Annotated in this window: 9 protein-coding genes; 5 read left to right on the top strand and 4 right to left on the bottom strand. The window is 69.3% G+C overall.

Going from position 1 to position 13,427, the window contains the following annotated elements:
* Positions 1-3 precede the first annotated feature (3 nt).
* A complete protein-coding gene (locus BLU09_RS35070) occupies positions 4-954 on the top strand; it encodes an NAD(P)-dependent oxidoreductase (protein ID WP_444543216.1) in 951 nt (316 codons plus the stop codon).
* A 66-nt stretch (positions 955-1,020) separates the two neighbouring features.
* Here BLU09_RS35070 and BLU09_RS35065 read toward each other — a convergent pair whose 3' ends face one another.
* The gene (locus tag BLU09_RS35065) at positions 1,021-2,364 is read right to left on the bottom strand and encodes a RagB/SusD family nutrient uptake outer membrane protein (protein WP_090495505.1); all 1,344 of its coding nucleotides are present in this window, start codon (positions 2,362-2,364) and stop codon (positions 1,021-1,023) included.
* A gap of 3 nt (positions 2,365-2,367) precedes the next feature.
* Positions 2,368-5,238, bottom strand: a complete 2,871-nt coding sequence (locus BLU09_RS35060; RefSeq protein WP_090495504.1) for a SusC/RagA family TonB-linked outer membrane protein — start codon at positions 5,236-5,238, stop codon at positions 2,368-2,370.
* A gap of 504 nt (positions 5,239-5,742) precedes the next feature.
* Here BLU09_RS35060 and leuS point away from each other — a divergent pair.
* From leuS to lptE, 3 genes are all read left to right on the top strand, one after another.
* Complete coding sequence (leuS, locus tag BLU09_RS35055; protein WP_090495503.1) at positions 5,743-8,244, top strand: leucine--tRNA ligase; 2,502 nt, start codon at positions 5,743-5,745, stop codon at positions 8,242-8,244.
* A 96-nt stretch (positions 8,245-8,340) separates the two neighbouring features.
* Positions 8,341-8,856 (top strand): hypothetical protein, encoded by a 516-nt coding sequence (locus BLU09_RS35050; RefSeq protein WP_244172300.1) that lies wholly within the window; start codon positions 8,341-8,343, stop codon positions 8,854-8,856.
* Positions 8,857-8,944: 88 nt separating this feature from the next.
* Complete coding sequence (lptE, locus tag BLU09_RS35045; protein WP_244172299.1) at positions 8,945-9,418, top strand: LPS assembly lipoprotein LptE; 474 nt, start codon at positions 8,945-8,947, stop codon at positions 9,416-9,418.
* Between the two features lie 72 nt (positions 9,419-9,490).
* Here the strand turns inward: lptE and rpsT are convergent, their stop codons facing one another.
* Both rpsT and mazG read right to left on the bottom strand, forming a co-directional pair.
* Positions 9,491-9,766, bottom strand: a complete 276-nt coding sequence (gene rpsT, locus BLU09_RS35040; protein WP_090495501.1) for a 30S ribosomal protein S20 — start codon at positions 9,764-9,766, stop codon at positions 9,491-9,493.
* Between the two features lie 140 nt (positions 9,767-9,906).
* Positions 9,907-11,097: a nucleoside triphosphate pyrophosphohydrolase gene (gene mazG / locus BLU09_RS35035; RefSeq protein ID WP_090495500.1), complete on the bottom strand. Its 1,191-nt coding sequence runs from the start codon at positions 11,095-11,097 to the stop codon at positions 9,907-9,909.
* Positions 11,098-11,213: 116 nt separating this feature from the next.
* Between mazG and BLU09_RS35030 the strand changes: the two genes are divergently transcribed.
* Positions 11,214-13,421 (top strand): hypothetical protein, encoded by a 2,208-nt coding sequence (locus BLU09_RS35030; RefSeq protein ID WP_244172298.1) that lies wholly within the window; start codon positions 11,214-11,216, stop codon positions 13,419-13,421.
* The last annotated feature ends 6 nt before the right edge of the window (positions 13,422-13,427 follow it).

The raw sequence follows: 13,427 nt of genomic DNA, 5'->3' as shown, positions 1-13,427 counted from the left end.
GCTTTGCGGTGGTGGGGCTCCCGGGAGCGGATTATCCGGGCCGTTTCCGGAGAGGAGACGCGCATGAAGGTGGGATTCATTGGCCTGGGCAACATGGGGCTGCCCATGGCGGCGAGCCTGGCGGCCGCGGGGCACGAGCTGACGGTGTGGAACCGCACCGAGTCCAAGGCCGCGCCGTTGAAGGAGAAGGGGGCGCGCGTCGCCCGCAGCCCCGCGGAGGCGGCTCGCGGTGCGGAGGTCGTCTTCAGCATGCTGGCGGACGATGCGGCCGTGACATCCGCGGTGTTCGGCCAGGACGGCCTCCTGGCGGGACTGGCGCCGGGCGCGGTGCACGTCTCGTCGAGCACGCTCTCCGTGGCGCTCTCCGAACGGTTGGCGGAGGCGCATGCGAGCGCCGGCCAGCGGTATCTCTCCGCGCCGGTGTTCGGCCGCCCTGCCGCCGCGGCGTCGAAGCAGCTGTGGGTGGTGGCCGCCGGTCCGAAGCAGGACGTGGACCGCTGCCGCCCGCTGCTGGAGGCGCTGGGGCGCGGGCTCACCGTGCTGGGTGACAGTGCTCCGGCGGCCAACGTCGTGAAGTTGTCGGGCAACTTCCTCATCGCGTCGATGATGGAGGCGCTCGCCGAGTCCTTCGCCCTGACGCGCAAGTCCGGCATCGAGCCGAAGGTGTTCCTGGAGGTCTTCCAGTCCGTCTTCGCGCGCTCCCCCATCTTCGAGGGGTACGCGCAGCTCATCGCCGAGGAGAAGTACAGCCCGGCGGGCTTCAAGATGCGGCTGGGCCTCAAGGACGTGGAGCTCGTCCTGGGCGCCGCGCGCACCGCCGAGGTGCCCATGCCCCTGGCCAGCCTCGTGAAGGACCAGTTCCTGGGAGGCGTCGCGCAGGGCCACGGCGATTGGGACTGGTCCGCGCTGGGGGCGCTCGTCGCGGAACGGGCCGGGCTGAAGCAGGGCGGCTGAGCGCCCGCGCTCCAGGTGCACGCCGGTCTGCCGTGCACCTGGAGTTTCAGGGATTGCGAGAAGCGCTTACTGCCGCGCGTTCATCTCCGACGCGGGGATGGGGAAGCGCTCGTGGGGCGCGAAGTTCGGGTCCAGCACGCGGGGAAGCGTGTCGAGCCGGTTGTAGCGCCGCAGGTCAATCCACCGGTGGCCGCCTTCGAACAGGAGCGAGTACCGCTTCTGCTTCAGCAGCTCGTCCAGGGCATTGTTCTCATCGATGTCCAGGCGCGGGGAGAGCCGGCCGGAGGTCGTGCGGATGAAGTTGAGGTCGTCCACCGCCGGTCCGAGGTTCCGCTCACCGATGTTGGCTTCGGCGCGTAGGAGGATGAGCTCCTCGTTGCGGATGATGGGCACGGGCGAGCTGTTCGTGGGGTAGATGCGGAAGCGCCACTCCGTCGATACCTTCCCGTCCGCCGCGATCGTGGCCTCGGGCAGGCGCGTGAGCTTCCGGACGACGCGGTCATCCACGGTGCCATTCTCCTGGAACTCCGCGTCGGTGACGGTCGACGGGTGCGCGTAGACGTTGACGCTGATGAGGCCGTTGTCGGTGTCGCCGGAGTTCGTCCCGAAGGAGTGGTAGACGCCCAGGTCCAACGATGCGCTCGGGTTGAGGAAGGACTGGCTCAGGGCGGTGAGCGCCTCGGGGTAGCGCCCCCGGTACACAGCCACCCGCGCGGCGAGCGCGCGGTTGAACTGCCGGAACGTCGTGGGCGTGTTGAATCCGGCGAAGCCCGGGCTGAGCTGGAAGGGGAAGGTCTCACCCCCGTTCTCCAGGTGAGTGGCGCCCTCGTCGAGCAGCGCGGCGATGCGCTCGAACACCGCCTCCTTGCCGACGATGGGGGCCAGTTGGCCGATGGGCAGGTTGACGTCGATGGGCGCCCCGTGGGTGTCCCGCGTGTTGATGACCACGAGGAAGTCCAGGGCCTGCATTGTCTTCGCGAAGCCGCGGATGCCTTCCTTCTCGGCGTCTGGCGTGTTGGGGACCTTGTCCAGGGACTCCAGCAGCGCGTTGGCGTTGCGGATGTTCAGGTAGGGGTTGGTCCAGTGATTGCCGCCGAACGCCGGGGTGCCGGGGTCCATGGTGGGGCCCAGCAGTTCATCGATGGAGCGCGGGTCCGCGGGGTCGATGACGTACACCTCGCGCCCGATGATGCCCAACTGGGCCACGTAGCCGTTGGGGGCCGCGACGCCCGCACGGTGGCCGACGAGCAGGCCCGTGGCGGCGGTGAGCACCGCGGGGCGCGAGGGCCGCTCGCGGAAGTCATCAAGACTGGGGTTGTTCAGGTCCGGAACGTCCATGCTCCCGCAGCCGCTCAGGCCCAGGAGGGTGAAGAGCCCCACGAATGTCTTCTTGGTCAATTGGATGGTCATGGCTCAGAACCCGACGTCGATGGAGGTCCAGAAGCTGCGGCTGGGAGGGAAGGGGGCCACGTCCACATTGCGGGCGACGGCCTGGTTGCCAAAGTTGCTCACCTCGGGATCCAACCCGGAGTAGCCAGTCAAGGTGATGAGGTTGCGCCCGCTCAGGCTGAGCCGGGCGGACTTCACCGCGGGGACCATGGACACCCAGTCCTTGGGCAGTTGGTACATGAAGGTCACCTCACGCAGCTTGAGGAAGCTGGCGTCCTCGAGGTACGCGCTCGCTTGCGTGCGGCGCCGTGCGAGCCGCTCGCGCCCGCCCGTCGTGAAGTCCGGTGACGTCCCTGCGCTGTCGTAGATGTACCGCGTCAGGTTGATGACGTCGCTGCCCTGCTGCCAGTCGAACAAGAAGGACAGGCTGAAGTCCCGGTACTTGAGGTTGTTGGTGAAGGACATGCGGAAGGTGGGCTCGGTGTCACCAATCTTCCGGACAATCGGGCGGCCGTTCTCGTCGACGCCGTCGTTGCCGACAATCTGCGTCGCCGTCGCGCCTTCCTCGATGAGGAAGGCGCCCAGTCCGGTGCCGAACCCGCCGGCGAGGAACGCGGGAACGGGCAGGTCCGTCACCCGGCTGCGGTTGAGGGCGAACGTCGCGCCGCTGGTCCACTCGAAGCCGCCGCGCACGGGCGTTACCTGGACCATGGCCTCGACGCCACGGTTGCGCAGCGAGCCGCCATTGAAGATTTGCGTGGCGAAGCCACTGGACGGGGCCAGGGCGCGCTGCAGCAGCAGGTCGCTGATGTTTCGCTGGTAGAGGGACACCTCGGCGACCACGTCGCCGCCGAACAGGAGGGCGTCCACGCCGGCTTCAAATTCGCGCTGCCGCTCCGGCTTGATGTTCCGGTCACCCGCGATGCCGGTGCCCACCAGGCCGGGGCTGCCGGCGATGTTGCCGGTGGCGCGCAGGCCGTTGAACTTCATGCCGTACAGCGGAAGGTTGCCCGTCTCTCCGTAGGCCGCGCGGACCTTGAACTCGTTCACCTTCGGGTGGAACGAGGGAATCCGGTAGGCGGAGGCCAGCTTCGGGTACAGGAACAGCGCGTTGGGGTTGCCGTTGGCGCTGCTCTGCTCGCCGCGCAGCGCGCCCACCAGCGTCAGGCGCTCGTCCAGCAGGAGGACCTCCTCCTGGACGTAGTAGCCCCGGTCCCTCACCAGCGAGCGGTTCTGCCGCAGGTTGACCACGGTGCCGCTGTCCACGTTCTGCTGGCCGGCGTTCAGGTTCCTGCTGACGATGTAGACGGAATCGATGTTGCGCTCTTCGAACTGGAGACCGCCGGAGGTGGTCGCCACGATGCCGCCCGACGTGGGCTTGTAGGTGTGCACCAGGTTCAGGCCGGAGTTCAGGTTGCGCACCTGGCTGGTGCCGAAGAGCGACGAGCCCGGCAGGCCGTCATCGATGGGCTCGAAGTTGAGCTCGGGCGGGAAGAAGAGCGAGTTCTCCTGCTGGAACCGGTCCACGCCCGCGTTGGCCAGCACGCGCAGGTGGTGGGCCTCCGTCTTCCACAGGTGCCACGTCAGGTCTCCGGACCCGATGAAGCGCCACACGTTTTCGTCGTTCTTCACCAGCGCGGCCGTCTGCAATGGGTTGGCGCGGTTGGAGAGGAAGGGGTTTTGCGGGTACACGCCGTCCGAGTTGGGCTCCAGCGGGAGGAACTCCGGCGCGCGCGGCAGCACCATGTAGTTGCTGATGCTCGCGTTGTCGTTGTTCGTCAGGCCGCGCTGACCCAGGGAGTGAACCAGGTTGGTGGCGACGTTGACCTCCACCGCGTCACCCAGCTTCTGGCCCAGGTTCAGCCGGAACGACTGCTTCTCGTAGCCGGTGTTGGCGATGATGCCTTCGTCGTTCTTGATCATCGCCGAGGCGAAGTACTTCGTGTTGCCCGTCACGCCGCTGACGCTGGCCAGCGTCTCCGACGACAGGTCGCGGCGGCCGGCCAGGGTGGCCTCGTGGTCGAACCTTCGCCCCTGCTCGTAGTACTGGACCGCGGCCTCGCCGAAGGTGTCGCGCACCTCCTCCGCGCTGTTGAAGCGGCGGGTGCCAAGCTTGTTGGCCAGCGTGTACATGCCCAGGCGCTGGGTCACCTCGAACTGCGGCTCGCTGGAGCGGCCCCGCTTGGTGTTGATGATGACCACGCCGTTGGCGGCCTTGGAGCCGTAGATGGCGGCGGCGGATGCGCCCTTGAGGACCTCGATGCTCTCGATGTCGTTGGGGTTGATGTCCGCGATGCGGTTGACCTGGTTGTCCTGGGTGGGGTTCGCGTTGGAGCCGGCCACGGACTCGGTGATGGCGAACACACCGGAGGCGATGGCCACGTCGCTGACGAGCACGCCGTCGATGACGTAGAGCGGGGCGGAGGAGCCGTTGATGGTGGACACGCCGCGCAGCCGGAGCTGGAGACCGCCACCGGGCGCGCCGCCGTTGCTCTGGATGTTGGCGCCGGCGACCTTGCCCTGGAGCGCCTGGTCCACCGTCTGGGCTGGTGCGCGGTTGATCTCCTCGGAGTTCACCGAGGCCACCGAGTTGGCCAGGTTCTTACGCGCCACCTCACTGGCGCGCCCCACCACCACCATCTCCTCCGCGAAGATGTTCTCCAGCGCGACCTCCACGGTGCGCTGGTTGGCGCCAATCAGCACCTCCCGCTCGCCGTAGTCCTGGCTGGAGAAGAGCAGCGTCACCGCGCGGGCGGGCACGTTGGGCAGGGTGAAGGTGCCGTCCAGCTCCGTCTCCACGCCCTGGGTGGTGCCCTTGATGATGACGCGCACCAGGGGCAGCCCCTCGTTGGTGAGCCGGTCCGCGACGCGGCCCTTCACCGTGCGCCCGCTCACCGGCGCGGGCGCGGGGGCCGTGGGCGCCGGCTGCGGAGCAACCCCTGGCACGGGTGCCGCCGGTGTCTGTGTTTCGGCTGCGGGTGGCGCGATATTTTCGTCCTGCGCCAGCGTTTCCAACGAGAAGAGTGCAAACACGCACCCCGGAATCAACGCCCTTCTCAGCGTCATTCGGTCCTCACTCGCTGCGGATGGACGGCTCCCCCCAAGGCAGGATGCCGGTGAGGCGAATCGTCACTGGCTCAACGATTGGCCGTCAACGGCATATCCTTACTTTTATTGTTAATCTTTGAATTCAGGTTGGCGGGAATGTTTGCCTGCCGCTGGAGCCTGCTGGACTTGCGTCTGTCCTCAGCGAGGCCGCTGCGCGTCTAGGGCCTGCGCCGCAGCCAGGCCCCGGGGCACCCCGTCAGCCGATCCTGGGGCCGCCGTCCGTTCGGGACGGATTTCTCCGGGCGAGACTGTTGCCTGGGGCACGTCCCTCCTCTAAGAGACTCGATGGGTATGGTGATGAACGAGCGTTACGAGCCGCAGGCGATTGAAGGTAAGTGGCAGACCCGTTGGGACGACGCGGGCATCTTCCGGGCAGGCAGCCGCCCCGGTGCACCCAAGAAGTACGTGCTCGAGATGCTGCCGTACCCCAGCGGGAAGATGCACATGGGGCATGTCCGCAACTACCTGCTCGGGGACGTGTACGCGCGTTACTTCCGGATGAAGGGCTTCGACGTGCTGCATCCCATGGGCTGGGATGCGCTCGGTCTGCCGGCCGAGAACGCGGCCATCAAGGACGGCGTGCACCCGGCGGTGCGCACGGCGGAGAACATCGCGTCCTTCAAGAAGGAAATCAAAAGCCTGGGCTACTGCTACGACTGGGAGCGCGAGGTCAACACCAGCGATCCCGAGTACTACCGCTGGAATCAGTGGTTCTTCATCCAGATGCTGGAGCGTGGGCTCGTCTATCGCCGCTTCAGCAAGGTGAACTGGTGTACCGGCTGCCACACCGTCATCGCCAACGAGCAGGTGAAGGACGGCGTCTGCGAGCGCTGTGACTCCCCCGTGGTGGACAAGGAGATGCCCGAGTGGGCGTTCCGCATCACCCGGTTCTCGCAGGAGCTGCTGGACGCGCTGGACACGCTCAAGGAGTGGCCCCACCGCATCACCGCCGCGCAGCGGAATTGGATTGGCCGTTCGGACGGTGCCGAAGCCGACTTCCGCGTGCAGGGGCACGACGCCGCGCTGCGCGTGTTCACCACCCGCATCGACACCATCTTCGGCTGCACCTATGTGGTGCTGGCGCCGGACCACGGGCTGGTGGCCCAGGTGACGACGCCGGAGCGCCGCGCGGAGGTGGAAGCCTTCGTCAGGCGCATGGCCGCCCAGTCCAAGACGGAGCGCCTGGGCGAGGGCACGGAGAAGGAGGGGGTCTTTACTGGCGCCTACGCGGAGAATCCCTTCACCGGCCAGGCGGTCCCCATCTGGATCGCCAACTTCGTGCTGAGCGACTACGGCACCGGCGCGGTGATGAGCGTGCCCGCGCATGACGAGCGCGACTTCGCCTTCGCGCGCAAGTACAGCCTGCCTGTGAAGGTCGTCATCCAGCCCGCGTCCGGGGACAAGCTCCCGCCGGGTGACGAGCTGGAGGCGGCCTATACGGAGTACGGCGTGCTGGAGGACTCCGGCGCCTACACGGGCCAGACGTCCGAGCAGGCGCGTCAGGCCATGGCCGCGTCGCTGGAGAAGGACGGCAAGGGCAAGGCGACGGTGACGTACCGCCAGAAGGACTGGGGCTTCAGCCGCCAGCGCTACTGGGGCACGCCCATCCCCATCGTCTACTGTGAGAAGTGCGACCCGGACCGCAACGGCATCCCGGTGCCGGTGGCGCAGCTGCCCGTGCGCCTGCCGGAGATCGACACCCAGGCGGTGCTCACCGGCAAGGGTGAGCCGCCGCTGGCGAAGGTGGCCTCGTGGGTGAACACCTCGTGTCCGAAGTGCGGCGGGCCTGCCCGGCGTGAGGCGGAGACGATGGACACCTTCGTTGACTCCTGCTGGTACTTCGCGCGCTACCTGTCCCCGCACTACGACGCGGCACCGTTCGACCCGAAGGAGGCCCAGCGCTTCCTGCCCGTGGACATCTACGTGGGGGGGCCCGAGCACGCGGTGATGCACCTGCTCTATTTCCGCTTCTGGACGCGGGTGATGAAGCTGTTGGGGCTGAGCCCCGTGGATGAGCCCGTCAAGCGCCTCATCACCCAGGGCATCGTCAACGGTCCGGATGGCCGGAAGATGTCCAAGCGCTGGGGCAACGTGGTGGCGCCTGCCTCCATCGTCCAGAAGTACGGCGCGGACACGGCGCGGGCCTACGTGCTGTTCGCGGGCCCGCCGGAGCGGGACTTCGACTGGTCCGACGAGCAGGTGGAGGGCGTGTTCCGCTTCCTCAAGCGCGTCTGGGCGCTGGCCGCCACGCACCAGGCGGCGGCCGCGGGTGCCACCCATGACGGGCCCTACGAGGGCAAGTCGCTGGAGATCCGCCGCGCCGCCCACAAGACGCTGAAGCGGGTGGGGGAGGCCATCGAGCGCCTGTCCTTCAACACGGCCATCGCCGGCATCATGGAGGGCCTCAACGCGCTCTACGCGCAGGGGACGCCTGAAACGGCCGCGGAGAAGGCCGCCATGGCGGAGGCCGTGCGGTTGCTGGCGGCGGTGCTCACGCCGTTCGCGCCGCACATCGCGGACGAAATCGCGGAGGCCTATGGCAGCAAGGACTTCACCGTCGCGCAGTCCTGGCCGGAGTTCGATCCGGCGCTGGTGGTGGACGACGTCATCCCCTACGCCGTGCAGGTGAACGGCAAGCTGCGCGCGGAGATTCGCGTGGCGGCGGACGCGGGGGAGGCGGATGTCCGCGCCGCGGCGGAAGCGGACGAAAAGGTCCAGGCGGCCCTGGCGGGGAAGACGCTGCGCAAGTTCGTCTTCGTCCCCAAGCGCCTCGTGAACTTCGTCGCGACCTGAGCGGGGACCCGGGTGCCGGCCGAGGTCCTCGTCATGTGTGGTGCATGTGGGCGGCCCCAACCCGCGGGCCGCCCGCGGTGCATTGCCTGCGAGGCCGTGCTTCCCGACGCGCCCCTCCCCGGGGGGCCGGCACCGGAGGAGCCGTTCTTCGTCGCGGACCTGGGCGGAGGGCGCCTGCTTTCCGGCCAGGGGACGCGGCTCTTCTATCAACCGCACCCGTCGGTCATGGTGCCTCCCGTGGAGTTGGACTCGCTGCGGGAGGCGCGGCTGGAGTCGCGCTACTTCCGGGAGGCGCTGGCGTTGACCGCCTTCGCCTTGCTGGGCCTGTGGGCGCAGCCCGTCGCGCTGAAGGTGCTGGGGGTGGGCATGGCGGCGCTGGGCGTCCTGCTGGCGTTGACGTGCCGCTCACACGGGCTCGTCCTGGTGCCTCGGCAGGGGGCGCTGGTGCGCTGGCCCCTGGGGTTGGCGCGGCGGGGCTCTCCCCGGGACACGCGGCTGTTGGCGGCGTGGACGTCGTTGGCGGAGGCCCTGCGGGTGCGCGGCGTGGCTGTCGACGGCGAGTCGTCACCGCCGCCGCCTCCGCCGACACATGACGGTGGCCCTCTGTCTTGACGGGCCGATCGGGCCGGGTAGGGTGCCGCGCATGTCGCGACCCTGCGCTGTCGGACCCCGGCGTCTTCGAATTGGCGTGGTGGTGGGAATGTGGGTAGCCGCGGGCTGTGGCTACCGCCTGGCGCCTCGCGGAGACGGGCTCCCGGCTGGCGTGACGTCCCTCTGCGCGCCTGTCTTCGTCAACGCCACGCCCGAGCCCACGCTGGAAACGGTCTTCACGCGCTTCCTACGGCAGGAGCTGATCCGCGTGGGCCGGCTGGGCCGCGCGGAGTCCTGCGACGGGCGCATGGAGGGCACGGTGCTGTCGGTGGCGAACACGCCGACGACCGTCGTGGGCAAGAGCACCAGCCCGGGCTTCTTCTTCCGCGTCTCCGCTCGGGCGCAGATCCGCGTGGTGAAGGACGGACAGGTCCTCAAGCAGACGGAGGTCTTCGGCTCGGAGGACTACGTGCTGGGGAGCGGAGACATCCTGGAGGCGGAGGCGAACCGGCAGGTCGCGCTCGAGCGCCTCGCGGAGGTCTTGATGCGGGATGGGTACGACCGGCTCGCGGGCGCCTGGTGAGGAGGCAAGAGCCTCCTCCCGGCAGCCTGCACGGATGAAGCAGGGCCACGCGAGGTGGCCCCGAGGCTTCGACTAGGCCTGCGCGCGGGCGGCCTTGGTGGCGGCCTTCGCGAGACGCGAGATGCGGCGGGAAGCGGTGCGCTTGTGCAGCACGCCCTTGGTGGCGGCCTTGTTCAGCGCCTTGGCGGCCGACTTGATGGCGTCCGTCATCTTCGCCCCATCCTTGCTGCCGAGCGCCTCGCGGGCGGACTTGACGGCGGTCTTCACCTCACCGCGCACGGTGATGTTGCGCGCACGGCGCTTCAGGGACTGACGGTGACGCTTCTCTGCGGACTTGGTGTTGGCCAAGAGAAATCTCCAGCGGTAATGGCAGGCTAAAAAGAGGGGCCGTCCTTACTGCGACGCCTCGCAGGCGTCAAGGCGGGTGTGGGCCTCCAGCCGGGATTTCCGGGCTCTGGACGCCCCGCCGAGGGCACCTGCGAGGAAAATCACTCTACCGAAGTCGTATATTCCCACACCAGCCCTGCGGGATCTTGAAAGGTGAGCCGGCCGGCCTGGTGCTGGATCAGCCGGCTCCCCGGAATCTCCGCGAGGATGCCGGGGAGCCGCTCCACAGCCGCCGGGGAGGGGGCCGTCAGGGCCAGCCGCAAGCCCGTCGTGGGCGTCCCGGCGGCTTCGAAGGCGATCAGGATGCCCCCGTCCTCATAGAGGGCCTGATCCGCCGCCGGAGCCCGTCGGGTGATCCACCCCAGCCGGGGCGCCAGGGCATCCCAGAAGGCGCGCTGCGCGGGAAGATCCGCCACGCCCAGCCGCAGCGTGGTGACGGGCGCGCGAGGGACCCAGGTCGGAGACGGCAGGGCCTTTTCTCGCGCCTTGGCCTCCTGCCAGTGGCGCTCCATGTGCTCCAGGGTGGCATCCCCCAGGGCGACACCCTCGGCGCGGAGGGCGGACTCGATGTGCTGGAAGCGGGCGGTGAAGCGGCGGATGGCCATCCGCAGCGCGTCCTCGGCGGGGGCTCCTACGAAGCGCGCGAGGTTGGCGAGCGAGAACAGCACGTCCCCCAGCTCGTGCTCGATGGCATCCCGATCATTCGCGGCGATGGCCTCGTCCAGCTCCCCCATCTCCTCCGTCAGCTTGGCGCGCACGCTGGCGACGTCCGGCCAGTCGAAGCCGATGCGGCTGGCCTTCTCCGTGAGTCGCTCGGCGCGCATCAGCGCCGGGGCGGCGACGGGGACGCCGTCCAGCACCGAGCCCTCCCGGCCCGTCTTGCGCTTCTTCTCCGCGGCCTTCAGCTTGGCCCAGTTGTCCAGGACCTGCTCGGCGCCTTCCATGCGTTGGCCGTCGCCGAAGACATGGGGATGCCGGCTGACCAGCTTGTCACCAATGGCCTTCGCCACGTCGGCCAGGGAGAACTCCCCAAGCTCCGAGGCGAGCTGGGCGTGGAAGATAATCTGGAAAAGCAGGTCTCCCAGTTCTTCACAGAAGGTCCGCCAGGAGCCGCCGTAGGCGACCCGGTCCATCTCCTCCAGGACCTCGAAGGCCTCTTCCAGGAGGTAGGGCCGCAGCGAGCGCAGGTCCTGTTCGCGATCCCACGGGCAGCCGCCTTCAGCGCGCAGCTTCCGCATGATGTCGACCAGTCGCTCCAGCTCCGCCCCGGGGTTCAGCGTCGTGTCCGCCATGCACGTTCCTGTAGCACGCACGGGTCGGGTGCTGTCCGGCAAACGCGGCAGGTGGGCGGCCGGGCTGGCGTTCGTTTTCGCGGTTGGCCCTGGGTCGCCTACAATCCACCCTCTGGATGATCCGCCTGCCGCTTCTTGCCCTCCTTCTCAGTGGCTTCACGCTTCTGGTGCCCGTCGTGGCGTCCGCGCAGCTGGAAGCCCCCACGCGCCTTCCCGAGGTGGATCCGGGCCCCATGGAGCCCGACCTGCGGGATGAGTCCATGGATCCGGTGGATGACGCCGCCTACGCGGAGGACGTGCCGGAAGAAGACGCCCCCGCCGCGGAGGATGCCTCCTCCGAGGACGCCGACGAAGCGCCCAGGGCGCCCGCGCGCAATGTCAGGGCCGCCGAATCGGCTCCCGCCAATGGCCGGACTCCCGCGGCGGCCAGTCCTCCGCCGGTCGATGAACCCACGGTCATCACCCCCAGGCCGGTGACGCTGAGCCCGGTGCTGGCGCCGCGGGTGACAGATGCGGACCTGGAGGCCCTCTGGAACCGGTGGCGGCAGGCCCGCGCGACGAATGATCGGGACGCCGCCGCGGCGGCCCTCAAGGAACTGCGGACGTTGCGCGTCGAACTGGCCGCCACGGACCTGGAGCCCCTGAGCGTGGGCTTCCTCCGCGAGGCGGCCGTGCGTCGCCGCGCGGGGGACATGGCCGGCGCGGTGCGGCTGGCGGAGGTGGCGGTCGAGCTGTCGCCGGGGCTTCCCTACGCGCGCTTCGAACTCGCGGAGCTCTACGCCTTGGAGAAGCCGGGCGACGTGTCCCGCACGTTGGGACAGGTGCGGCAGGCACTGGCGACACTGGCGCAGGATGCCCGCTATCGTCGGCCCGCGTTGGCGGACCTGGGCGCCCTGGTGCTGCTGACCTGGGGGGCCACGGCGGTGCTGCTGATGGGCTTGTTCTTCCTACGGAAGCTCCGTTACGCGCTGCATGACTTCCACCATCTGCTGCCGCGAGTCGTCTCCCGGTGGCAGTCCCTGGTCCTGGGGCTGCTGCTCTTGAGCCTGCCGTGGGTGCTGGGGCTGGGCGTGCTGCCCGCGCTGCTGGTGATGCTGGCCACCGTGTCCCTCTATCTCTCGCGCAAGGAGCGGGTCGTGGCGGCGGTGCTGGTGGCGGGCGTGGGGCTCTTGCCGCTGGCGGCGGGGCAACTCGCGCGCGTCACGGCGTTCGCGGGCACGCCGGCCGAGGACGTGTACCTCCTGGAGCGGGGCGGCCTGTCCGCCGAGGAGGCGCGGGCGCGCGTGCTGGCGCGGATGGAGTCCCGCTCGGCGACGTTCGCGGAGGTGCTGTCGCTGGCGTACTTCGAATCCCGGCGCGGCTTGCTGGAAGAGGCGAGGACGCACTTCAAGGCCGCTTCGGCGCTGAAGAGCTCGGATGCGCGCCTGCTCACGCGCTTTGGCAACACCCTGGTCGCGCTGGGAGACCCGGAGGGTGCGGCGCTGCTCTACGTGCAGGCCTCGCAGTCGGCGCCGGACCTGGCGGCTCCGCACTACAACCTGGCGCAGGTGGTCCGCCGCAGGGCGAAGACGCTGCCGGACTCGGAGGTCGGCAAGGAGCTGGATCGCGCCGCCACGGCCATGGCCTCGGCGCAGGCGCTGGATGGAACGCTGCTGGTCCGGGACCCGCCGCCGGAGGACCGGCTGCTCCTCAACCTGCTGCTGCTGGCCCCGCAGCTGGGGGAGTCCGACTGGCTTCCGCTCGCGGATGGCACGGGGGCGGGGCGCCAGGTGGAGACGCAGGTGTCGCGCTGGCTGCTCCCGGGGCTTCCACCTGGGCCCATGGCCTCCGCGGGGGCCGCGGCGCTGGCGGTGCTGCTGGCCCTGTGGGGCTTCTCGGGGGACCGCTTGAAGGCGGCCAAGGTGTGTGAGCGCTGTGGCCGCGCGGTGTGCGTGCGCTGCGACCCGGAGCTGGGCATCGGCAGCAAGCAATGTGGCCAGTGCGTCAACGTCTTCTCCCGCCGGGGGCTGGTGCCGCAGCAACTCAGGGCGCGCAAGCAGCTCCAGGTGGACCGGCATCAGGCCTGGACGGGCCGCGTGGCGTACGCCCTGGGCGCGGTGCTATCCGGCGCGGGGCACGTGGCCTCGGGGGTGCCGGTCCGCGGCGCGCTGTATGCGTTCGGTTTCCTCTTCGCGCTGGCCGCGGTGCTCCTGCACCAGGGCCTGGTGCGAGGGCCCTACGGTGAAGCCCCCCTCTACCTCAAGCTCGCGCCCGCGGCGTTGCTGCTGCTGGGTGTCCACCTGCTGTCGTTGCGCGGTCTGCGCCGACTGCGGCGGGGGGAGTGAACGGCG

This window comes from Myxococcus virescens (genome assembly GCF_900101905.1).
Lineage (GTDB): Bacteria > Myxococcota > Myxococcia > Myxococcales > Myxococcaceae > Myxococcus > Myxococcus virescens.
The sequence above is the reverse complement of the archived record's forward strand: the minus strand, read 5'-3'. Positions and strand labels throughout refer to the sequence as shown.